Here is a 23,621-nt window from a genome sequence, read left to right on the forward strand (position 1 = left end):
TGGCGTTCCTTCCAGGGAATCGGTGACGTTGAACATCACCAGCCTGCCATGACCGCCCTCTCTCAGCGAATTTGCAGAACTCTCAGCACACTACCTATAGAGACGGGGAGAAAAACGCCGTCATCGCCCGCTTCGCCAATCGCCAGAGAAAGCGCTGGCGCCATGTTCAGCCTCCCCGTTCACGGGGAGAAATGCCCGGCAGGGCAATGAGGGGCGGCGCTGACATCGATATTTATGATATATTTGTACCTGCATTGCATATCATCGGATGAGAAATCGATGCCCGCCGTCAACAACGAGGAAGCCCCAAAGCCCCGACAGGACCACGAGACGCCGCTTGAAACAGCGGCGCGGCTTCGGGCCGAATTCGGGGTCGAGCTTAGCAAGCAGGCACCCGAACCGCTGCCACGCTCGGTTCACGACAAATTGTCTGGCGAAGTTTAACCAGGTTCTACGGTTAGGCTTACGGATCTGGAGACTGTTCCGTGACCGGCGGTGTGCCCTTCCGCCCAATATTGCGCCGGATCATGCCGAAATCGGCGCCGCCGGTGGCAAAGGCCGTGATGAAGTAGAGCAGAGCGCCGCCGGCTACCAGCGCCAGCAGCGTCGTTGCCTTGATCACCAGTGGCGAGCCGGGGCCGAGCCTGACGGCCAGCCAGTGCTCGGCGAAATAGAGCGCCACCGCCATCACCGCAGCCGACAGCACCAGGCGCGGAATGCGCTTCAGCAATGGCACGTCGCGGCCCCAATGGCCACGTCGGATCAGCACCGCAAGCAGCATCACCGCGTTGACCCAGCCGGCGACGGCCGAGGCCACCGCAATGCCGGGCGCGCCCATTTTCGGGAACAGCGTCAGCGCGGTGATCACGTTCACGCCGACCGAGATGGCGGCGAACATCATCGGCGTGCGCGTGTCCTCGCGGGCGAAATAGCCGGGAGTGAAGGCCTTGATCAGCACGAAGGCCGGCAGGCCGAGGCCGAAAATCGCCAGGATCGCGGCCACGGTCGGCGTCGAGCCGTTGGCGGCGAAGGCGCCGCGCTCATAGACCAGCCGCACGATCGGCTCCGCCATTACCCAAAGGGCCGCCGCCGCCGGCAAGGTCATGAACAGGGTGAACTCGACCGAGCGGTTCTGCAGATTGGCTGCCTCGACCAGATTGCCCGATTTCAGCGCCCGCGACAGCTCCGGCAACAGCACGATGGCCACCGCGACGCCGACGACGCCGAGCGGCAGCTGGTAGATGCGGTCGGCGTAAGCAAGCGACGACACGGCGCTGTCCTGCGCCGACGCGATCGCCGTGCCGATCAGCTGGTTGATCTGGGTGATGCCGCCGGTGATCGCCGCCGGCAGCGCCAGGATCAGCAGGCGCTTGACGTTGGGCGTCATCATCGGCCGGCGAAAGCCGATGGTGATGCCGGCATTGCGCACCGCCACCCAGACGATGGCAAGCTGCACCAGCCCCGCCGCCAGCACGCCCCAGGACAGGCTGAAACCGACCTCACGGGCATCCCTGCCGTGGTACCAGGCGTAGCCGAGCACGCTGATCAGGATGATGTTGAGGAATGCGGGCGCCACGGCAGCCGCGAAATAGCGGCGCAGCGAATTCAGCATGCCGGCCATCATCGCTGCGAGCGACATGCAGATGAGATACGGGAACATGATCGTCGCCAGCAGGACGGTCGTCTCGAACTTACCCGGCGTGTCGGCAAAGCCCGGCGCCACGAGATAGCGCACGATCAGCGGCATCGCCAATTCCATGACGATGGTCAGCGCCAGAAGTGCGGTGAACAGGACGCCGAACACTTCCTCCGAAAAGCGCTTGGCGCCGTCGGTGCCGTGAGTCTCGATCTCCTTGGCAAACAGCGGCACGAAAGCGGCGTTGAAGGCGCCTTCTGCAAACAGCCGGCGAAACGTGTTGGGAAACTGAAAGGCGGCGTTGAAGGCGTCCGCCACCGGCCCGGTGCCGAGTGCGGCCGCCATCAGCATTTCGCGGCCAAAGCCAAGGGCGCGGCTCATCAGCGTGCCGGACGCAACCGTGGCGAATTTCTTGACGAGGCTCATGCGCGGGGAGATTGCCTGGATGGTTGGGACAAAGGGGATGATTGGGACAAAGGGGGTGATTGGGACAAAGTGATGGTCACTCGGCCGCCGCCTTGGCCTTGCCGCCGCGCTCCGGGACAACGCCTTCAAGTGCCGCGATCAGCCTTGTGTGGATGGCGGCGGTGCGCGCCGGATTGTCGATCTTCTGCCCCGTAAGGTCGGTGACATAGAAAGTGTCGATCACCTTCTCGCCGAAGGTGGTAATGTGGGCCGAGGCGATGTCGAGCGAGAGATCGGACAACGCACTGGTGATTTCCGACAACAGCCCAGGCCGGTCCAGTCCCTCGACCTCGATCACCGAAAACCGGTTCGACAGCGTGTTGCGGATTTCGGCGCGCGGCGGAATCTTGAACACCTTGGCGCCGCGCCGCGGCCGGGTGCGCTTCTCGATCATCTCCGGCAACCAGCTCTTGCCCGACAGCACGTCCTCGATCAGCCGGCCGACGCGCTCGGCGCGACGGCGCTCATCCTCGTCGCGGTCGAATTCCCGTGAGATCAGGATGATGTCCAGCGCGCGGCCGTCGGACGTGGTGAATATCTGCGCGTCGACGATGTTGCCGCCGGCGCCGGCACAGGCGCCGGCAATAACCGAAAGCAGGCGCGGATGATCCTGCGCCAACACGGTGATCTCGGTCACCGCCTCGAATTGGTGGGTCCTGACCACGGTGGCGAGCTTCTTGCCTGCCGCGTCGGCTTCGCGAATGAATTCGGCATGGCGCAGCTGATCGGGGAGGTCGACCGTCAGCAGATAGTTCTCGTAATGCAGGCCGACATAGCGCTTGCGGGCCTTGTCCGGCCAATCGGCCAGCGCCTCGGCCAGCCGCTCGCGCGCCGCCGCCGTCCGCTTGGCGCGCGACACTTCCGAGAAGCCGCCGGTCAAAAGCAGTTCGGTCTCGTAGTAGAGCGTGCGCAGGAGCTGGCCCTTCCAGCCGTTCCACACGCCCGGCCCGACACCCCTGATGTCGCAGACGGTCAGGATCAACAGCATTTTCAGCCGCTCGACCGATTGCACGATCGAGGCGAAATCCTCGATCGTCTTGCGGTCGTTGAGGTCGCGCGTCTGCGCCGTCATCGACATCACCAGATGGTTCTCGACCAGCCAGGCGACGGTCTCGGTGTCGGCGGCCGACAGCCCCATATGCGGGCAGATGCGGCGTGCGATCCGGGCGCCGGCCTCTGAGTGATCCTCCGGCCGGCCCTTGGCGATGTCGTGCAGCAGCACCGCGACATAGAGTGCCTCGCGGCTCTTCTCTAGCCCCGGCATCAGCGTGTGCGACAGCGGATGCACCTTTTCACCATCGCCGCGCTCGATCTCGGCCAAGACGCCGATGCAGCGGATCAGGTGCTCGTCCACCGTATAGTGGTGGTACATCGAGAACTGCATCATGGCGACTATTCTGCCGAAATCGGGGATCAGCCTGCCGAGCAGGCCGGCCTCGTTCATGCGCCGCAAATTAAGCTCGGCATTGCGGTCCGAGGTCAGGATGTCGAGGAACAGCCGGTTGGCCTCCTCGTCGCGCCGCAGCGACTTGTTGACCAGACCGAGCGAGCGGGTGAGCAGCTTCAGCGCATCGGGATGGAACTCCAGCCCGTGCTTGTCGGCGAACCAGAACAGCCTGAGCAGATTGACCGGGTCGCGCTCGAACACGCTGTCGTCGGCGACGTTGATGCGGTGATTGTCGACAATGAAGTCCGACGTGCCTGCCAGCTTGCGCTTGCGGCGCTGGAAGGTGAGGAAGATGCGGTTGAAGCCGGGCACATGCTTGGCCTGCTCTTCCTCGAGCGCGGCGCAGAAGATGCGTGTGAGGTCGCCGACATCCTTGGCGACGAGGAAGTAGTGCTTCATGAAGCGCTCGACCGCCGACAGACCGGGATGCGTGGTGTAGCCCAGCCGTTCGGCGATCTCGCGCTGGATATCGAAATGCAGCCGTTCCTCTGGCTTGCCGGTGAGGAAATGCATGTGGCAGCGCACCGCCCACAGGAAGTCTTCGGCCTTCTGGAATTCGCGGTACTCGGCTTCGGTGAAGACGCCCTTTTCGACCAGTTCCTCGCCGGTGCGCACGCGATAGAAGTATTTGGCGATCCAGAACAGCGTCTGCAAATCGCGCAGGCCGCCCTTGCCGTCCTTGACGTTGGGCTCGACCAGATAGCGGCTTTCGCCGGCCTTGGCATGGCGATCATCGCGTTCGGCGAGCTTGGCCTGCACATATTCCGGTCCGGTGGTGCGCACCACTTCATGGTCGAAGCGGGTCAGCAATTCGTCGAAGAGCTTCTGTTCGCCCCACAGGAACCGCGCTTCCAGGATCGTGGTGCGGATGGTGATGTCGCTGCGCGACAGCCTGAGACACTCGTCGATGTTGCGGGTGGCGTGGCCGACCTTCAACCCGAGGTCCCACAGCATATAGAGCATATATTCGACGATCTGTTCGCCCCACGGCGTCTGCTTGTAGGGCAGCAGGAACAACAGGTCGATGTCGGAGCCCGGCGCCAGCGTGCCGCGGCCATAGCCGCCGACGGCAACGACCGCCATGCGCTCTGCGGTCGAGGGGCTTTTCACCCGGTAGACGTGGGTCGCGGCGAACTCGTAGAGGGCGCGGATGATCTCGTCCATCAGATGCGACAGCCGGGCGGCGCAGGCCGTGCCGCTGCCATCGTCCATCAGCATGCGCTCGGCAACCTTGCGGCCCTCGGTCAGCCGATCCTTCAGCAGCCGGAGCGCACCGACGCGCGCGCCGGGCTCGGCGCCGCTGGCCGCCGAGATCAGCGCCGTCATGTCGCGGCGCAAAGCCTCGCTGTCGATCAGCGCGTCGAGCTTGAGGGAGATTTTTGCCATGGATTGCCGGTGGGCCTCGCCTTTGCGCGGCGTCTATAGCGCGTTTTCACGGCGCTGTGTATGGGGCGGACGGACGCGTCGGCCGCGATACCAGAAAGGGATGATCATCTCGCGCCGGAGCCGGAAGAGATCGGCGATCTGCCGCGTCAACCGCCTGGCCTCGATCCTTGCCTTGGCGGTGATTGGCTTCTGGCGCTGTTTACCTATCCCGCTTGCCACCCATTCCTCTGTTCGCTCCTGCTTGAGCAGGCTTGGCAATCTCACCGGAATGTCGCCGAGGAATTGTGCCTGCAGGCACAATGCCGGGACGAGTTGGTAAATGACCTTGTCGGACGAGGTCGCAAAACGCGGATTGAAGATGAGGTGATCGACGGGAATGCTGATCTCGTTCGTTGCCGCAAGAAGGTCCCGCGCGGCCTGTCTGGACAGGATGTATCCCGCCGTACCGATATGGAGCCCGTGCAGTCTGCTCGCGGAAAAACCGTGACCGCAGGCGACTTGCTTGCGTGAAATTACGGTTCGGTTGAAGAACGTTTCCAACTTGACGATGTCCGCATCAGCGGGAATCCAGCCCGCATCGGCAAGCAAAGCACCGGCTTTGTCCGGGAAAACGACATCGTCCTCGAAAATCGCCGCGTAAGCATCCTCACCTGCAGCGATCATCGACCAACACTGTTGGTGGCTGAGCAGGCAGGCGATCTCGGCGTCGGCCAGGCGCAAATGCTTCTTGCCCTGCGGCATTTCGGCCAGATCCGGCCGATCTCGCGCATCGATGGCGGCGACTCGCTCGAAGGCGATGCCGATGCGCGCGAACTCCGCCGTTACATGGGCGAGGCGATCGCGGGACCGATCGAGATTGATAATCAGGCATTTCATTTGGGTGGGATCGATGCAGTGGGACGCGCGTCCATAGCATGGGAACAAAGTTGCGTAAGCGATTTTCCCTCGATGTGTGCGATGAGGGCCATGATCGAAAAGTGGAAATCGCCCCTTGACCTTCCAGTTACTGGAAGCACTACCTCCTCACCCAGACAGACATAAGGCATTTTTCGATGGCGCATTCCGAGCATCACCACCACGCGGCCGATGGCAGCTGTTGTGCGGCAAAGGCTGCTGAGCCGGCCGCCGAAGCCGTGGTGCGCGATCCGGTGTGCGGCATGAGCGTCGATCCGGCAGCCGGCAAGCCGACGGCCGAGCATGGCGGCCGTCTCTTTCACTTCTGCAGCGAGGGTTGCCGTACGAAATTCGTCGCCGGGCCCGAAAAATACCTGACCGCCACCGACCCCGTCTGTGGCATGAGTGTCGACCGCGCTACCGCCAGGCATTTTTTCCGCCACGAAGGCCAGGGTTTCTATTTCTGCTCGGCCGGCTGCCAGGCGAAGTTCGAGGCCGAGCCACAAAAATATCTCGGCGACAGGCCGGCGGCGTCGCCGGTGCCGAAAGGCACGCAATACACCTGCCCGATGCACCCCGAAGTGATAAGAGACAAGCCCGGCTCCTGCCCGATCTGCGGCATGGCGCTTGAGCCGATGGGCGTTCCCACTGGCGATGAGGGCCCGAACCCCGAACTGGTAGACTTCACCAGACGGTTCTGGGTCAGCGCGGTGCTGTCCCTGCCGCTGCTGATCGTTGCCATGGCGCCGATGCTCGGCCTGACGTTCCAGGCGTTTGTCGACGGGCGAACGATGGTCTGGCTGGAATTGGCGCTGGCCAGCCCAGTGGTGCTGTGGGCGGCCTTCCCCTTCTTCCACCGCGGCTGGGAGTCGCTGGTCAACCGCAGCCCCAATATGTGGACGCTGATTTCGCTGGGTGTGGGTGCGGCCTACCTCTACAGCGTCGTCGCCGTACTGTTTCCGGACATCTTTCCGCATCAGTTCCGTGGCCATGGCGGCACCGTCCCGGTCTATTTCGAGGCAGCTTCCGTCATCGTCGCGCTGGTATTCCTCGGTCAGGTGCTCGAATTGCGGGCGCGCGAAAAGACCGGCTCGGCCATCCGTGCGCTGCTCGACCTGGCGCCGAAGACGGCACGGCTGATCGGGGAGGACGGCTCCGACACCGACGTGCCGCTCGATGCGGTCAAGACCGGCGACCACCTGCGCCTCCGTCCAGGCGACGCCGTGCCGGTCGACGGCATCGTAACGGAAGGCCGTTCCTCCATCGACGAATCGATGATCTCGGGCGAGCCGCTGCCGGTCGAAAAAACGAAAGGCGATGCCTTGACCGGCGGCACGCTCAACAAGAACGGTTCGCTGATCATGCGCGCCGAAAAGGTCGGCTCCGAAACGACGCTTTCGCGCATCGTCGAGCTGGTCGCAAAGGCGCAGCGTTCGCGCGCGCCGATTCAAGGTTTAGCCGATCGCGTCTCCTTCTACTTCGTGCCGGCCGTCGTGCTGGTCGCGCTCGCGGCCTTTGCCGCCTGGGCGATCTTCGGTCCCGAACCCAGCTTGATCTTTGCCATAGTCTCGGCGGTCTCGGTGCTGATCATCGCCTGCCCCTGCGCGCTCGGCCTGGCGACGCCGATGTCGATCATGACTGCCACCGGGCGCGGGGCGCACGCGGGCGTGCTGATCAAGGACGCGGCCGCGCTCGAGCGCTTCGCTTCGGTCGACACGTTGATCGTCGACAAGACCGGCACCTTGACCGAAGGCAAGCCTCGCTTGACCGATGTCGTCGCTGCCGAAGGCCTGTCTGAGAATGAATTGCTGGCGCTCGCCGCCGGCCTGGAAAAAGGCTCGGAGCATCCGCTGGCCGAGGCCATTGTCGGCGGCGCCGGCGAACGCGGCCTGACGCTCGTTGAGGCCGGCGGCTTCGACGCCGTCACCGGCAAGGGCGTATCCGGCACGGTGTCTGGCAGGAAGGTTTCGCTCGGCAACGCCGCCATGATGGCCGATGTCGGCATCGACACCGCTTCCCTGTCGGCCAGGGCCGAGGCGCTGCAGGCAGAAGGCAAGACGGCGATGTTCGTTGCGGTGGACAAAAAACTGGCCGGCATTGTCGCGGTCGCCGATCCGGTCAAGGCAACGACAGCCGAGGCGATCAGGGCGCTGCACGACAGAGGCTTGCGGATCATCATGGCGTCCGGCGACAATGAATGCACGGCGCGCGCCATCGCCAAAAGCCTTGGCATTGACGAGGTGCGCGCCGGCCTGCTGCCGGAACAAAAGGCAGCCCTTGTCGAGGAGTTGCGTGCGAAAGGTGCCGGCGTCGCCATGGCCGGCGACGGCGTCAACGATGCGCCGGCCCTGGCCAGCGCCGATGTCGGCATCGCCATGGGCACCGGCGCCGATGTCGCTGTCGAGAGCGCCGGCATTACGCTGGTCAAGGGCGATCTCAACGGCATCGTCAGGGCCCGAACGCTCGCCCAGGGGACGATCCGCAACATCCGCCAGAATCTGTTTTTCGCCTTCCTCTACAATGTGCTTGGCGTGCCGGTTGCCGCCGGCGTGCTCTATCCGCTCACCGGCACGCTTTTGTCGCCGATGCTGGCGGCGGCGGCCATGAGCCTGTCTTCGGTTTCGGTCATCGCCAACGCATTGCGGCTGCGGACGTTGAAACTCTGAGCAAAGCCCCCAGATACGAATATCAATCAACAGGAGATCATGGATGACCTTGGCTAAGAAGATCGTGCTTTTGATGATGGCGGCGGGAATGCTGCTTGCCGTTTTCCTCGAAAGCGTCCCGGCGCAATCCGAAGAGATGAAACACGACATGGGCGCGATGGGCGCGCAAGGTCCTTCGACCGACGGCTACAAGGCGGCGATGGACAAGATGCACACCGACATGATGATCGAATACTCCGGCAATGCCGATGTCGATTTCGTGCGCGGCATGATCCCGCATCATCGGGGCGCGATCGACATGGCCAAGGTGGAACTCGCCAATGGCAAGGATCCCGAAATCCGCAAGCTGGCCGAAGATGTCATCGCCGCGCAGGAAGCCGAGATCGCCAAGATGCAGGCCTGGCTCGCCGCCCATCCGGTCAAATAGCGCAGCAACGACTGCGGAGAAGAATGCGGGATCCATTCTGGATTTCTCCCAGTGCTTGTGATGCCATGCGCATTGACCGCCATACGAGGAGCCTCCATGCCCACGACCATAAGAACCACCACGTTGCCTTCGGGCGAGGCCGTCCAGGTGCTGGGACAGGGCACATGGAAGATGGGCGAGGATTCCCGCCGCCGCGCCGGGGAGGTCAATGCCCTGAAGCTCGGGCTGGACCTCGGCATGACGTTGATCGACACCGCTGAAATGTATGCCAGCGGCGGCGCCGAGGAGGTGGTGGCGGAAGCCATTGCCGGGCGCCGCGACGAACTCTTTCTTGTCTCCAAGGTATTGCCGTCCAATGCCTCGCGCACCGGCGTGGCGCGGGCCTGCGAAAACAGCTTGAAGCGCCTGCGCACCGACCGCATCGATCTCTATCTCCTGCATTGGCCGGGCAGTGTGCCTCTAGGCGAAACGGTCGACGCTTTCGAGGCGTTGAAGAAGGCCGGCAAGATCCGTCACTGGGGCGTCAGCAATTTCGACACCGACGAAATGGAGGAACTGACCGGTCTGTCGTCTGGCGATCATGTCCAGACCAACCAGGTACTCTACAATCTGTCGCGGCGCGGCCCCGAATTCGATCTCGCGCCATGGAGCCGGCAGCGCGGCATCCCGCTGATGGCCTATTCGCCGGTCGAGCAGGGCGCGCTGGCGCGCAATTCCAGGCTGGAAACCATCGCCGCCCGCCACAACGCCACGGCAGCACAGATCGCGCTTGCCTGGGTGATGGCGCAGCCCGGTGTCATCGCCATCCCGAAGGCGAGTAGCCAGGAGCATGTCCGCCAGAATTTTGCCGCGCTCGACATCGAGCTGACGGCCGAAGACCTCGCCGAACTCGACCGCGCCTTTCCACCGCCGACGCGCAAGCGCGGGCTGGAGATGATCTAGATTGGAACGGGTTTCGACCGGGTATCATCATACGGCGTATAGAGTCGGAGCCATGACGGTCACGTCGCTGCGCGACGGTTACGTCGACATGCCAATCAGGCGGCTGCGCCAGCCCGGAGACCGGACATTCGGTGACAACCTGCCCTCGCATGTACCGCTCGTCGACGGTGCGCTCAGGCTTTCGGTCAACGCCTTCGCCATCGATGACGGCGACGACATCACGCTGATCGACACAGGGGCTTCGAACGCCTGGCACCCGACAATGGGGCACCTGCCCGAGGCGCTGCGCGAGGCGAAGATCGCCACCGACCGGATTCGGACTGTTGCTTTCACCCACACCCATCTCGACCATATACACGGGCTCATCCTTGCCGATGGTGGCGACGGCTTCCCGCAGCTCTCTCGCCTGCTTGTCCCGCGCGCTGAGCTCGGCATGTTTCGCGACGTGGCGAGGCTGGAACGCTTCCACGATCGCGCCCAGCCTCTCGATGCTGGACAGCGTGTCAGCGCTGACATCGATACGATCGGCTCCGCTGGCCATGAAGCCGGCCACACTTGCTTTCGCGTTGTGAGCGCAGGCGAAACACTGTTGATCTGGGGCGACATCGTACATGTGCCGTCGCTTCAATTCGATCGACCCGAGATCACGTGGGAATTCGACGCAGACCAGCAGCAGGCGAGGGCAAGCCGGTTGCAAATGCTGGCGCTTGCGGCCAACAACGACTGCTACGTTGCCGGCGCGCATCTTGATTCGCCCGGCGTCGGCCGGGTTTTTCGAACCGAGACGGCTTTCCGCTTCGAGCCCTTGTAGCACTCTAGCCGAGCGCCGCCCGCGCCCGTCGCAACGCGCGGGAAAACACTGCCGTGTCGTCGAAGGCGCGTGCCAGCGTGAGCGCGCCCTGGATGGCGCCGACCGCTTCTTCGGCGAGTTCGTCCGCCCTGTCAGCGCTGTGCCCGCTTCGGGTCAGCGCTTCGGCAAGATGCGCCACCCAGCGGCCGAAGTAGCTTCTGATCGCGATGGCGAAGAGGTCGCGGGATTCGTCCAGCGCGAAGGCGCCGATCAGGCACACCTGGCGGCCCGACCGGAAATAGCTCTCGGTCGCTTCGAACATCCGGTCGATGCCCGTACGAGGGTCGGCCCTGTCCTGCAACGGCACGAAGACATTTTCCTCGAACCAGCCATCTATATGGGCAATGACAGCCGCCGCCATCTCTTCCTTGCCGCCGGGGAAGAAGTGGTAAAGGCTGCCTTTGCCTAGGCCGGTCGCCGCACCGATCCGCGCCAGGCTCGCCCCTTCATAGCCGTGTTCGCGGAAAACCTCGCCGATGATGGAGAGCAAATCGGCGCGATCGGGCGCGATCCTGCGCATGCGCTAGTTTTTCCGCTTGAGCATGATCTTTGCCGAAAACCGCGACACAGCTCGAGGGATCATATTCTAAAGTCCGAGTTCGGACAGGCCGGGATGGTCGTCCGGCCGGCGGCCGAGCGGCCAGTGATATTTGCGCTCACCCTCGGCGATCGGCAGGTCGTTGATGCTGGCGACGCGCCTACGCATCAGTCCATCCGCGTCGAATTCCCAATTCTCGTTGCCGTAGGAGCGGAACCAGTGGCCGCTGTCGTCGCGCCATTCATAGGCAAAGCGCACCGCGATGCGGTTGTCGTTCCAGGTCCAGACCTCCTTGATCAGCCGGTAGTCCAGCTCGCGCGCCCATTTGCGCGTGAGGAAGGAGACGATCTCATTTCTGCCCGAGACGAACTCGGCGCGGTTGCGCCAGGTGCTGTCTTGCGTATAGGCGAGCGAAACCCGTTCGGGATCGCGGCTGTTCCAGGCGTCTTCGGCCATGCGCGCCTTCTGCGCGGCGGTCTCGGCGGTGAAGGGCGGCAGCGGCGGACGGCTCATGTCATTCTCCCATCGGCAAAGGCGATGGCGAGCATTGTACCAATCGGTACAATTGGTCAAGGCCGAAATCGGGCTAGGTTTTCCCCGCCAGCCCCTTCAGCCGGTAGAGCGCTTCCAGCGCCTCGCGCGGCGTCATCTCGTCTGGATTGATCTCACCCAGCGCTGCGCCCAATGCGTCGCTCTTCGCAGGCTTTGCCGCTTCCCGCTTCATTGCCACCGAAAACAGCGGCAGATCGTCGACCAGTCGGTTGGCCTTGCCGGAGACATCGCCTTCCTCGAGCTGATGCAGCACCTCTTTGGCGCGGCCGACCACCGCTTCCGGCAGACCGGCAAGTCGAGCGACCTGAACGCCATAGGAGCGATCGGCGGCACCCTTGCCGACCTCGTGCAGGAAGACGACGTCGCCTTCCCATTCCTTGACCCGCATGGTGACGTTGGAAAGGCGCGGCAGTTTGCCGGACAGCGCCGTCATCTCGTGGAAATGGGTGGCAAAGATCGCCCGGCAGCGGTTCTTCTCGTGCAGGTACTCGACCGCCGCCCAGGCGATCGACAGGCCATCGAAAGTGGCGGTGCCGCGGCCGATTTCGTCGAGGATCACCAGCGCCCGCTCACCGGCCTGGTTGAGGATCGCCGCCGTCTCGACCATCTCGACCATAAAGGTGGAGCGGCCACGCGCCAGATCGTCCGAGGCGCCGACGCGCGAGAACAACCGGTCGACGACGCCGATATGGGCCGATGTCGCCGGCACGAAGGAACCGGTTTGGGCGAGGATGGCGATCAGTGCGTTTTGCCGCAGGAAGGTCGACTTACCGCCCATATTCGGACCGGTGAGCAGCCAGATCGCGCCGGCCTTGGCCCCGTCTTGCGGCGACAGATCGCAATCATTGGCGACGAACGGCCCTTCGCCCGAACGCCGCAGCGCCTGTTCCACCACAGGATGGCGCCCGCCCGAAATGTCGAAGGCAAGGCTGGAATCGACCAGCGGCCGGCACCAGGCTTCGCTCTCCGACAACAGCGCGAGCGCCGCCGACACGTCGAGCACGGCGAGCGCATCGGCGCCGGCGCGGATCTTCTGCGCCTCGCCGACCGCCTCAGCCGTCAGCGTATCGAAAGCGGCAAGCTCGATGCTCAGCGCCCGGTCGGCGGCATTGGCGATCTTGGTCTCGAGTTCGGCAAGTTCGGTCGTGGTGAAACGCATGGCATTGGCCATGGTCTGGCGGTGGATGAAGCGCGCCTTGGCGCCGTCGCTTCCGGTCATGATTGAATGGTGGTTGGCCGTCACCTCGATGTAATAGCCCAGCACATTGTTGTGCCGGATTTTCAGCGAGCGGATGCCGGTCTCCTCGATCAGCGAGCGCTCCAGTCCGGCGATCACCTTGCGCGATTCGTCGCGCAGCGCCCGCATTTCGTCGAGTTCGGCATGGTAGCCGCCGCGCACGAAGCCGCCGTCGCGCCTCAGCAGCGGCAGTTCCTCGCCAAGAGCCTGGGTCAGATGCTCGGCCAGCGCGCGCGGCAGCGCCTTTATCGCGGCAAGTGCCGCGGTCAGCTCAGCGGGCAGGACGGTCGTTCCGAACAGTTCGGCAATGGTGGCCGCCGCTTCGAAGCCGGCACGCAGCGCGCCGAGGTCGCGCGGGCCGCCGCGGTTGAGCGCCAACCGCGACAGCGCTCGCGGCATGTCGGCGACGCTCTTCAGGCTTGACCGCACCGCCTGGCAGAGCCGCGTCTCGGCGCGGAAGAACGATACCGAATCAAGCCGGGCGGCAATCGCCGCCGGATCGGTCAGCGGCGCCATCAGCCGGTCGGCGAGCAGCCTGGCGCCGCCGCCGGTGACCGTGCGGTCTATAGCCTTGAACAGCGAGCCGTCGCGGCTGCCCGACAGCGTGCGCAACAGTTCCAGATTGCCGCGTGTCGCAGGATCGATGAACAGCGTCGAGCCCTGCTCCTCGCGTTCGGGACGCGACAAAGGCGGCCGCTCGGCCTTCTGCGTCTTTTCGACGTAGGCGATGGCGCCCGAGATCGCCGACAATTCGGCGCGCGAGAAGGCACCGAAACTGTCAGGCGTCGCCACTTCGAAGAAGCGCGCGATCCGCCCCGCTGCCGAAGCCGAATCGAAAAGCGACGGCGGCTGCGGGCTGGCGACGCGGCCGATGACGTCGAACACCGGCTTCAGCTCGGGATCGTAAAACACCGGCTCGGCGACGATCAGCTCGCGCGGGTCGACGCGGAAGACATCGGCCAGCAGGCGGTCGGCCGTGGTTTCGGCGACGCGGAAGACGCCGGTCGAGATCTCGATCCAGGCCATGGCGAAGGCGTCACCGCTGTTGCCGCCCTTCACCCGCCCTAGCGCCATCAGGAAGCTCGATTCCGACGGCGCCAGCAATTTATCCTCGGTGATGGTGCCGGGCGTCACCAGCCGCACGACGTCGCGGCGCACCACCGATTTGCCGCCGCGCTTCCTGGCTTCCGCCGGGTCCTCGATCTGCTCGCAGACGGCAACGCGAAAACCTTGGCCGATCAGCTTTTGCAGATATTCGTCGGCCGCATGCACCGGCACGCCGCACATCGGAATGTCGTTACCCTGGTGCTTGCCGCGCTTGGTCAGGACGATGCCCAGCGCCTTGCTCGCCTTTTCGGCGTCGTCGAAGAACAGCTCGTAGAAATCGCCCATGCGGTAGAACAGCAGAGAATCCGGGTTCGCCGCCTTGATCTCGATATATTGCTCCATCATCGGCGTGACGCTGCCGACGGGCGCAGGCGGTGTCACCTCGGGGGCGTCGGTTTCTGCTGAAGTGTGCATGTTCATGCCCGCACGCTAGCAGATGTGGGTGCGGGGTTTAATGCCGGCGGCCCGAAAAGCAGGGGACGACCGGCCTCGACGGCGGCTTGTGCTCCCTCTACGCCGGGTGAAGCCGTTGGTTGCTTCGGGCGCCAACCAGACCCTATGATCGCCATGGCGGGGATAAGCGGCATGGATCAGGACAAACAGGAGGCGTTCGAAGAGCTGGTCGGTCCGGCTGGATCGGCGCTTGAGCGCCTGCTGCTGTTGGCGGCGCGGCGCGTCCACCGCACCAAAAGCAAGCTTAGGGGGACAGTGCGCAAGCGCGTCCCCTTCCTCCTGCCGACACGGGGACCGCTGTCCGATCTCGATAGCGGCATCGAGATGTCGCTGCATGTGCTCAGCCGCGACCCGCTGGTGCTCTATGTCCCGATTGGCGGAGCCCGTCCGCTCTATCCGCTGGCGGCCCTTGGCCGGCGCCTGGCGGGACGGCGCGTCACCTTCCTGACGATGCAGACCTGGACCATGGAGCGGCCGGCTGTCATCGCCCGGATGGGCCGCGATCTCGCCTGGTATGCCGGCCGGTTTCCGCTGCACGAAATCATCTTCCTGTGCAACACCGAGGAAGAGCGCCGTCTCGTCGCGGCTGCGGGCGGCAATGCCATCTTCTCCAACCACAATCTGATGGTGTCGGAGGATATATTCCGGCCGCTGCCGGACGTGCCGGTCGAATTCGACGCGGTCTACAATGGCCGCATCTCGCCGATCAAACGCCATCACCTGGCCTTCGACATAGAGCGGCTGGCCCACATCACCTATTCGATCGGCGAATTGCCGCCGGTTGCCGCCCGCGCCTTTGTTCGGCGACTGCAGGCGCGTTCGCCGCTCCACCAGATCGCCAATCCGCTCGTCGACGGCTGGCCGGGCAAGCTGACGGCGCAACAGGTCAACCGCGTCTACAACCAGGCCGCCGTCGGGCTGTGCCTGTCGGCCGTGGAAGGAGCGATGTACTCCTCGATGGAATATCTGATGGCCGGCCTGCCGATCGTCAGTACGCCGAGCCTTGGCGGTCGCGACGTCTATTTCGATCCGGATTATTGCATCGTCGCCGATCCGGAACCGGCTGCCATTCGCCGCGCCGTCGAGACGCTGCGAGATCGTGCCATACCGCGTCAGCACATCCGCCGCCGCACGCTGGAGAAGGTTCACGCCCAGCGCATCGAACTCATGGCGTTCCTGACTGCATTGCTGCGGCGCAAGGGAAGCCGTGCGCCACCCATCGAGACGTGGCCTTTCCCCGGCACAGACGGCATGATGCGACGGGGAACGGTGCGCGAAATCGCTGCCTTCGTCAGCGAGCCAGAGCCGACGTGACGCCGTTCGACTTCGGGAGATTTCGCTGCGGGCGTGAAGATTGCTTGGCGGTTTACAGCGGTGGCGTGTAGCCTTGATTCAGAAGTTTCAAAAACACACACCCGTCTCAAGGGTGCGGCACCGGCGAGGAAATCAAAAGCATCATGGCCAAGAAAACCGAAAACAGCGGCCCCTCCGTCAGCGCCGAGGAGGCGCTGGAATTCCACGCCATGGGCCGCCCCGGCAAGCTGGAGATCGTCGCCACCAAGCCGATGGCGACGCAGCGCGATCTGAGCCTCGCCTATTCGCCGGGTGTCGCGGTTCCTGTGCTGGCCATCGCCGAAGACCCCAGCCGCGCCTTCGACTACACGACGCGCGGCAACATGGTCGCCGTCATCTCCAACGGCACCGCCATTCTCGGCCTCGGCAATCTCGGCGCGTTGGCCTCCAAGCCGGTGATGGAAGGCAAGGCGGTGCTGTTCAAGCGCTTCGCCGATGTCGATTCCATCGATCTCGAGGTCGACACCGAGGATGCCGACGAATTCATCAATTGCGTGCGCTTTCTCGGCCCGTCCTTCGGCGGCATCAACCTGGAAGACATCAAGGCGCCGGAATGCTTCATCATCGAGCAGCGCCTGCGTGAATTGATGGACATCCCGGTCTTCCATGACGACCAGCACGGCACCGCCATCATCTCGGCCGCCGGGCTGATCAACGCGCTGGAGATCACCGGCCGCGACATGAAGACCACGAAAATGGTCTGCAACGGCGCCGGCGCCGCCGGCATCGCCTGCATCGAACTGATGAAGGCGATGGGCTTTGCCCCCGAGAACATAATCCTGTGCGACACCAAGGGCGTCGTCTACCAGGGCCGCACCGAAGGCATGAACCAGTGGAAGTCGGCGCATGCGGTCAAGACCGACACGCGCAGCCTGGCCGAGGCGCTGGACGGCGCCGACGTCTTCCTCGGCCTGTCGGCCAAGGGCGCATTGACCACCAAGATGGTGCAGTCGATGGCCAAGAACCCGATCATCTTCGCCATGGCCAATCCCGACCCGGAGATCACGCCGGAGGAAGTGGCCGAAATCCGCACCGACGCCATCATGGCCACCGGGCGTTCCGACTACCCCAACCAGGTCAACAATGTGCTGGGCTTCCCCTACATCTTCCGCGGTGCGCTGGATGTCAGGGCCACCACCATCAATGACGACATGAAGATCGCCGCAGCGAGAGCGCTGGCCGACCTGGCGCGCAAGGACGTGCCCGACGATGTCGCCGCCGCCTATCAGGGCAACCGGCCGAAATTCGGCCCGAACTACATCATCCCGGTGCCGTTCGATCCGCGCCTGATCTCGGCCATCCCGCTCGCTGTGGCCAAGGCGGCGATGGAGTCAGGCGTCGCCCGCAAGCCGATCCTCGACCTCGACCGCTACGCGCAGGAACTGTCGGCCCGCCGCGACCCGATCGCCTCGACCTTGCAGCGCATCTACGACCGCGTCCGCCGCCAGCCCAAGCGCATCGTCTTTGCCGAGGGCGAGGAAGAACAGGTGATGCGCGCCGCCGTCTCCTATGTGAACCAGAAGCTCGGCACCGCGATCCTGCTCGGCCGCGACGATGTCATCAAGGAAAACGCCAGGCACGCCGGCATCGACCTCAACAAGCAAGGCATCGAGATCATCAATGCCAGGCTGTCGCGCCGCAACGGCATCTATACCGATTATCTCTACGAGCGCATGCAGCGCAAAGGCTTCCTGTTCCGCGACTGCCAGCGGCTGATCAACAACGACCGCAACCATTTCGCCGCCTGCATGGTGGCGCTGGGCGATGCCGACGGCATCGTCACCGGCGTCACCCGCAACTATTCCACGGCGCTTGACGATATCCGCCGCGTCATCGACGCCAAGCCCGGACACCGCGTCATCGGCGTCTCCATCGTGCTCGCGCGGGGCAAAACAGTCCTCGTCGCCGATACCGCCGTGCACGACATGCCCAATGCCGAGCAGATCGCCGACATCGCCGAAGAGGCGGCGGGATTTGCCCGCCGCATGGGCTACGAGCCGAGGCTCGCCATGCTTGCCTATTCGACCTTCGGCCACCCGCAGGGCGAACGCTCCGAGCGGGTGCAGGAAGCGGTGCGTATCCTGGACAAGCGCCGCGTCGATTTCGAATATGACGGCGAGATGGCCGCCGACGTTGCGTTGAACGCCCGCGCCATGGCGCAGTATCCGTTCATCCGGCTGACCGGCCCGGCCAACGTGCTGATCATGCCGGCGTTCCACTCGGCCTCGATCTCGACCAAGATGCTGCAGGAACTCGGCGGCTCCACCGTCATCGGCCCGCTGCTGGTCGGCCTCAACAAGCCGGTCCAGATCGTCTCGCTGAACGCCAAGGACTCAGACATCGTCAACATGGCTGCGATCGCGGCCTATAGCGCGGGAGCCTGATTGGCGGCAAAATCGCCAACCCATAAGAGATTGATAATATTCGGCTGCTATAGGGAACGTTCTCGCCCCCTATGGCCTTATGGCATTGGCGGCGCGCTCAGACCGCCAAAACGGGGGTGCGGCCATGAAGCATGACACGGCATCTGTGGTCGGCCAGGGGGTCTATCACGACGAGCGCCTGGATGCGCTGCTGAGCATCACCGGCCGCATGGACGGTTATCTCTACCGTTGCCGCAACGATGCGTCCTACACCATGCTCTACATCAGCGACGGCATTTTCACCGTCAGCGGTTATCGGCCGAGCGACTTCATTCAAAATGCCGTGCGCGACTATGTCTCGGCCATCCACCCGGATGATCTCGCTGCCGTCTATGCCGCCGTCGATACCGCGCTCGAGGCGCGCTGCAACTGGAACGTCGACTACCGCATCGTGCCGCAGGTCGGCGAGCCGCTCTGGGTCCGCGAGATCGGCGGCGGCGTCTGGGACGAGGCCGGCGAACTGGAATTCCTGGAAGGTTTCGTCGTCGACATCAGCGACCGCAAGGTCGTCGAGGATCTCAACGCCGAGCTGCTGCTCGAACTCAAGGCCGCCAATGAGGAACTCTCCGTACAAAAGCGCGAGATCGAGCTGGCCAAGCAGCACAGCGACCACTCGGCCAACCACGATGCATTGACCGGCCTGCCCAACCGGCGCGCCTTTCACAACGAGCTGAGGTCGGTGATCGACCGCTGCGACAGCACCGGCCAGGCGGCCGGCCTGCTGTTCATCGACCTCGATAGGTTCAAGAAGGTCAACGACACGCTCGGCCACGAGGCCGGCGACGCGCTGCTGCATGAGGTGGCGGGTCAGCTTCGCACCGTCCTGCGCAGCGCTGATTTCGTGGCGCGGCTCGGTGGAGACGAGTTCGCATTCCTGTTTTCAGGAGAGGCTAGCCGGGCCCGACAGAAGGCCGTGGGCGTCGCCGAACGTATCCTGGAAAAGCTGCGGATCAAGGTGCCGACGCCGAATGGTGCCATCCATGTTGGTTGCACCGTTGGCGTCGCCATCTACCCGGCGGAAGCGTCCGATTCGGAGGCGCTGATAACGCTCGCCGACCGACTGATGTACATCGGCAAAAAGAGCGGCCGCAACCGGCTGGTCACCGCCGGGGCTTTGGAACCCGGGCCTACGTCCGACGACCTTCGCCGCACCGCCTGAGCGGAGCGCCGGACAGCCTGATCCGGCGGGAACCCCTCATCTGGCTCGGCGCTGCGCGCCGAAAGACGGCCCTACAGCAACCCCGCCAATTGGGCCGCGCTGCGCAGGTTTTGCCGCGGCCGTGGCCCGAGCTGCTGGATCACCAGCCCGGCGGCCAGCGAGCCGAGATCGCCGCAATCCTTCAGGCTGCGCCCCGAGGTGTAGCCGTAGAGGAAACCGGCGGCATAGAGGTCGCCGGCGCCGGTGGTGTCGACCAGTTCGCGGATCGTCGTCGCCTGAATGGTGACGGTCTCGTCGCCGCGCACGATCACCGAGCCTTTTTCGGAGCGGGTGACGGCGGCAATCTTGCAGTCTTTGCGGATAGCCGCCAGCGCCTCGTCGAAGGATTTTGTCTGGTAGAGCGACTTGATCTCGTGGCTGTTGGCAAAGACGATGTCGACAGTGCCCGAGCGCATCAGCTCGAGGAACTCGTCCCGGTAGCGGTCGACGCAGAACGAATCCGACAACGTCATCGACACTTCGCGCCCGGCCTCGTGTGCGAGCTTCGCCGTCTGCCGGATCGCCTCCTTGGCGCGCGGCGGATCCCACAGATAGCCCTCGAAATAGGTAACCTTGGCGCCGGATGCCTTGTCGGCCTCGACGTCTTCCGGGCCGAGTTCGACGCAGGCGCCGAGATAGGTGTTCATCGAACGCTCGCCATCGGGGGTGACGAATATCATCGAGCGCGCCGTCGGCGGCTGTCCCTCAAGCGGCCTGGTGTCGAAGGCAACGCCCTGGGCATGGATGTCATGGGCGTAGATTTCGCCGAGCGGATCGTTCGACACTTTGCCGAAGAAGGCGGCGCGGCCGCCGAAGCTGGCGACGCCCGCCGCCGTGTTGCCGGCGCTGCCGCCCGAGGCCTCGATCGCCGGCCCCATGCGGCTGTAGAGCAGCTCGGCGCGCTTGGTGTCGATGAGGTTCATCGCACCCTTGATGATGCCGTTGGTCTCGAGAAAAGCGTCGTCGCACTGGGCGATGATGTCGACAATGGCATTGCCGATGCAAAGCACGTCAAAATCCGGCATCAATGTCTCCGCCTCGGAACCTGCCGGCTTTCTGCCGCGCCCGGGCGGGTCTACAGCATCACCCCGAAAAATGGCAACCGATTTCCATCCTTTGCCGGCCCAAGCCGGCGCGCGCGCCTGGGACGAGGCTCCATCACAGTTCGACCGTGGCCGAAGCATCTGACCGCCGGGTCGCCTACAAGCTTGGCCTCAAATCAAGCGCTGGAAGCACCCGCATGCAAGCAAAGACCGACATGACCACCGAACTGGCGCTGCTTGGCGTGCTGGCCGCCCTGTGGGGCGCGTCCTATACCTTCATCAAGATCGGTGTCGAGACGATCCCGCCGATATCCTTCATCGCTGCCCGCACCTTGATTGCCGGCGCCATCCTGCTCGCGCTGATCCGCTGGCGCGGCCTCGCCATGCCCAAGGACAGCGCGACCTTGTGGCGGTTCATGGTCCAGGCCTGCCTCAACAGCGTCGTGCCGTTCACGCTGATCGCCGCCGCCGAGCGCTCCATCGACGCCGGTCTGGCCACCATTCTCAACGCGACCTCGCCGATCTTCACCTTCCTGCTGACCGCGCTCATCACGCGCCACGAAACCGTAACCGCACGCAAGCTGTTCGGTGTCGGTGCAGGCATCGCCGGTATTTGCCTGATCGTCGGCACCCAGGCGCTTGGCGGGCTCGGCCATCAATTGTGGGCGCAGCTTGCCGTCATTGCCGCCACGGTCTGCTATGCCGGCGCCGCCATTTTCGGCCGCGGCTTTAGGGGACTCGACCCGATGCTGCCGGCCGCCGGCTCGATGCTGTGCGGCGCGGTCATCCTCGTCCCCTTGAGCCTGGCCTTCGACCGCCCGTGGACCCTGTCGCCTTCAATGGCGTCGATACTGGCCTTGTTGGCATTGTCGGTGTTCTCCACGGCGCTGGCCTTCTGCATCTTTTTCCGCCTCATCCACACGCTTGGTTCGGTCGGCACGACGTCGCAGGCCTATCTGCGCGTGCCGATCGGCGTCGGCATCGGCGTCGTGTTCCTCGGCGAGAGCCTTGGGCCGACAGCTTTCTGGGGCATGGGCTGCGTCGTCGCCGGCGTTGCGGCAATGACCATCCCAGCCCGCTCCCGGGCGCTGGCGCGCTAGATCGTGATGAGATTTGGTTGAAATCTCATCATGATCTAACCCTTTGTTGGAGCATGATCTTTTCCAAAAACCGGTACCCACTTTTTGGGATCATGCTCTAGTTCCCGTCCGGAATTGCGCCCGCTCCAGCAGGCTTGCGGCTGACAGGGTCTCAGCCTATGTCGGAGATATCCGTTCGTTCCTGGGGGTGAAACGCCGTGATCTTCAACGCTGCCCGCGCCGCCTTCAGCCGGCTGTTTTCTCCCGAATTCCGCGCGGTTTTCCTGAAGACGCTGGGCTTGACCGTGCTGGCGCTGGTCGCGTTGTGGTTCGTCTTGACCGGGCTTGTCGATTGGCTGGCGCTGCCATGGGTTCACTCCTTGCTGCCCGGCCTGCCGTCCTGGGCCGGATGGCTGAGCGGCATCATCGCTGCCATCGCGCTTGCCTTCGGGATGGCGCTGCTGATCGCGCCGGTGACGGCAATCGTGGCCGGCCTGTTTCTCGACGACATCGCCGAAGTGGTCGAGCGCACCGACTATCCGGCCGATCCCGTCGGACGCGCCATGCCGGCGCTGCGCTCGCTCGTGTTGTCGGTGAAATTCTTCGGCGTCGTCATCCTGGGCAACATCGTCGCCTTGCTCCTTCTGTTGGTTCCAGGCGTCAACATCGCCGCCTTCTTCATCGTCAACGGCTATCTGCTCGGACGTGAATTCTTCGAATTCGCCGCCATGCGCTTCCGCCCGGAAGATGAGGCGAGGGCGTTGCGCCGGAAATATGCCGGCACCGTCTTTCTGGCCGGGCTGCTCATCGCTGCCTTCCTCGCCGTGCCCCTGCTCAACCTGCTGACGCCGCTCTTTGCCGCCGCCATGATGGTGCATCTGCACAAGGCGGTCGGCGCGCGGGAGAGCGCCGGGCGATAGGCCTATCAACGCAGAAGAAAACCGCGTCCCAATTCGTCATCCGGCTCGACGGTGAATTCCGCCCGGCCCGAATAGTAGGCGCGGCCGCCGACGCGGGCGATGATCGCATCATGCGGGCCGGCCATGGTCGTGCGCGCCACCGCTCCGGAAAAGCGCGAGCCGGCGATGCTTTCGAAGGACCGCTCCTGACCAGGGTTGATCTCACCCTTGGCATGCATTGCCGCCAGCCGCGCGGTGACGCCGGAGCCGGTCGGCGAGCGGTCGACCTCGGCATCGGCAAAGACGCAGATGTTTTTTGTTGCCTCGCTGGAGAATGCATCGTGTCCATCGGTGAGGATGGTGCCGTAGAGGAAAGCGAGATCGGCATGGTCAGGATGCGATAGAGGGAACGCCGCCTTCAGCCGCTCGGTCAGCGCGGTTGCCGCGTCGACGAAATCGCGCACCCGGCTGCGGCCGAACTCCAGGCCGAATTGATGGCAGTCAGCCAGCGCGTAGAAGGCGCCGCCATAGGCGATGTCGAACGCAATCTTGCCGTATCCCCCCAATTCGATTTTTTGGTCATGGGCAAACAGAAAGGCCGGCACGCTTTCGAACGACACCGATCCCGCTTTGCCGTCCTTGACCTCCACCGAAGCGACGACCAAGCCGCACGGAGCCTCGATGTTGACCGTGGTGATTGGCTCCTGTTTGGGCACCAGGCCTTCGTCGACCGCGTAGCGGCCTAGCGCAATGATGGCGTGGCCGCACATCGTCGAATAGCCCTCGTTGTGCATAAACAGCACGGCCAGCTCGGCGCCGGGCAGGTCGGGCTCCACCAGCAGCGCGCCATACATGTCGTAGTGACCACGCGGCTCGAAGATCAGCAGCTTGCGCAAATGGTCGAGGTGGTCGCGCACATAGGCGCGCTTTTCCAGGATCGTGCCTTTGGGAATGTCTGGATAGCCGCCGGTGACGATCCTGAGCGGCTCGCCGCCGGTGTGCATGTCGACGACGGTGAGCGTCATG

At 64.2% G+C, this 23,621-nt stretch carries 17 protein-coding genes; 9 read left to right on the forward strand and 8 right to left on the reverse strand.

From position 1 onward, the window contains the following. Nucleotides 1–463: 463 nt before the first annotated feature. The 3 genes from murJ to NKI15_RS28625 form a co-directional block, all read right to left on the reverse strand. A complete protein-coding gene (murJ, locus tag NKI15_RS28615) occupies nt 464–2,062 on the reverse strand; it encodes a murein biosynthesis integral membrane protein MurJ (RefSeq protein WP_352515272.1) in 1,599 nt (532 codons plus the stop codon). Nucleotides 2,063–2,138: 76 nt separating this feature from the next. Then, nucleotides 2,139–4,934 (reverse strand): [protein-PII] uridylyltransferase, encoded by a 2,796-nt coding sequence (locus NKI15_RS28620; RefSeq protein WP_352515273.1) that lies wholly within the window; start codon nt 4,932–4,934, stop codon nt 2,139–2,141. A 33-nt stretch (nt 4,935–4,967) separates the two neighbouring features. Further along, nucleotides 4,968–5,810 carry a glycosyltransferase family 25 protein gene (locus tag NKI15_RS28625; RefSeq protein WP_352986606.1) on the reverse strand — a complete coding sequence of 281 codons (843 nt, stop codon included), beginning with the start codon at nt 5,808–5,810 and terminating at the stop codon, nt 4,968–4,970. Nucleotides 5,811–5,986: 176 nt separating this feature from the next. On the opposite strand from NKI15_RS28625, the gene NKI15_RS28630 reads away from it, so the two are divergent. The 4 genes from NKI15_RS28630 to NKI15_RS28645 all read left to right on the forward strand — a co-directional run bounded on the left by NKI15_RS28630 (nt 5,987) and on the right by NKI15_RS28645 (nt 10,674). Beyond that, complete coding sequence (locus NKI15_RS28630) at nt 5,987–8,494, forward strand: heavy metal translocating P-type ATPase (protein ID WP_352887676.1); 2,508 nt, start codon at nt 5,987–5,989, stop codon at nt 8,492–8,494. A gap of 43 nt (nt 8,495–8,537) precedes the next feature. After that, entirely contained in the window at nt 8,538–8,921 is a 384-nt protein-coding gene (gene copM, locus NKI15_RS28635; protein WP_352515276.1) for a CopM family metallochaperone, read from the forward strand. Nucleotides 8,922–9,017: 96 nt separating this feature from the next. Continuing rightward, nucleotides 9,018–9,863, forward strand: a complete 846-nt coding sequence (locus tag NKI15_RS28640) for an aldo/keto reductase (protein WP_352515277.1) — start codon at nt 9,018–9,020, stop codon at nt 9,861–9,863. Between the two features lie 52 nt (nt 9,864–9,915). Further along, nucleotides 9,916–10,674 (forward strand): MBL fold metallo-hydrolase, encoded by a 759-nt coding sequence (locus NKI15_RS28645; protein WP_023698948.1) that lies wholly within the window; start codon nt 9,916–9,918, stop codon nt 10,672–10,674. Nucleotides 10,675–10,678: 4 nt separating this feature from the next. On the opposite strand, the gene NKI15_RS28650 is transcribed toward NKI15_RS28645, so the two are convergent. The 3 genes from NKI15_RS28650 to mutS form a co-directional block, all read right to left on the reverse strand. Beyond that, nucleotides 10,679–11,233, reverse strand: a complete 555-nt coding sequence (locus NKI15_RS28650) for a TetR/AcrR family transcriptional regulator (RefSeq protein ID WP_023703548.1) — start codon at nt 11,231–11,233, stop codon at nt 10,679–10,681. A gap of 66 nt (nt 11,234–11,299) precedes the next feature. Continuing rightward, entirely contained in the window at nt 11,300–11,764 is a 465-nt protein-coding gene (locus NKI15_RS28655) for a nuclear transport factor 2 family protein (protein WP_023703547.1), read from the reverse strand. A 73-nt stretch (nt 11,765–11,837) separates the two neighbouring features. After that, the gene (gene mutS, locus NKI15_RS28660; protein WP_023708202.1) at nt 11,838–14,567 is read right to left on the reverse strand and encodes a DNA mismatch repair protein MutS; all 2,730 of its coding nucleotides are present in this window, start codon (nt 14,565–14,567) and stop codon (nt 11,838–11,840) included. A 165-nt stretch (nt 14,568–14,732) separates the two neighbouring features. Between mutS and NKI15_RS28665 the strand changes: the two genes are divergently transcribed. The 3 genes from NKI15_RS28665 (at nt 14,733) to NKI15_RS28675 (ending at nt 19,535) form a co-directional block, all read left to right on the forward strand. Next, the gene (locus NKI15_RS28665) at nt 14,733–15,914 is read left to right on the forward strand and encodes a glycosyltransferase family protein (protein ID WP_032891613.1); all 1,182 of its coding nucleotides are present in this window, start codon (nt 14,733–14,735) and stop codon (nt 15,912–15,914) included. Nucleotides 15,915–16,057: 143 nt separating this feature from the next. Next, nucleotides 16,058–18,337: an NADP-dependent malic enzyme gene (locus NKI15_RS28670; RefSeq protein ID WP_023685127.1), complete on the forward strand. Its 2,280-nt coding sequence runs from the start codon at nt 16,058–16,060 to the stop codon at nt 18,335–18,337. Nucleotides 18,338–18,461: 124 nt separating this feature from the next. Then, nucleotides 18,462–19,535 carry a GGDEF domain-containing protein gene (locus NKI15_RS28675; protein ID WP_023746643.1) on the forward strand — a complete coding sequence of 358 codons (1,074 nt, stop codon included), beginning with the start codon at nt 18,462–18,464 and terminating at the stop codon, nt 19,533–19,535. Between the two features lie 71 nt (nt 19,536–19,606). On the opposite strand, the gene NKI15_RS28680 is transcribed toward NKI15_RS28675, so the two are convergent. Continuing rightward, nucleotides 19,607–20,599, reverse strand: a complete 993-nt coding sequence (locus tag NKI15_RS28680; RefSeq protein WP_023692653.1) for an adenosine kinase — start codon at nt 20,597–20,599, stop codon at nt 19,607–19,609. Between the two features lie 215 nt (nt 20,600–20,814). Between NKI15_RS28680 and NKI15_RS28685 the strand changes: the two genes are divergently transcribed. Together NKI15_RS28685 and NKI15_RS28690 are read left to right on the forward strand one after the other, a co-directional pair. Continuing rightward, the gene (locus tag NKI15_RS28685) at nt 20,815–21,717 is read left to right on the forward strand and encodes a DMT family transporter (protein ID WP_023746644.1); all 903 of its coding nucleotides are present in this window, start codon (nt 20,815–20,817) and stop codon (nt 21,715–21,717) included. A gap of 197 nt (nt 21,718–21,914) precedes the next feature. Continuing rightward, nucleotides 21,915–22,616 carry a sulfate transporter family protein gene (locus tag NKI15_RS28690; RefSeq protein WP_023746645.1) on the forward strand — a complete coding sequence of 234 codons (702 nt, stop codon included), beginning with the start codon at nt 21,915–21,917 and terminating at the stop codon, nt 22,614–22,616. A 5-nt stretch (nt 22,617–22,621) separates the two neighbouring features. On the opposite strand, the gene NKI15_RS28695 is transcribed toward NKI15_RS28690, so the two are convergent. Next, entirely contained in the window at nt 22,622–23,620 is a 999-nt protein-coding gene (locus NKI15_RS28695; RefSeq protein WP_023746646.1) for a proline racemase family protein, read from the reverse strand. Nucleotide 23,621: the final 1 nt, after the last annotated feature.

The sequence above is a fragment of the Mesorhizobium sp. M0862 genome (assembly GCF_040319795.1).
Taxonomy (GTDB): domain Bacteria; phylum Pseudomonadota; class Alphaproteobacteria; order Rhizobiales; family Rhizobiaceae; genus Mesorhizobium.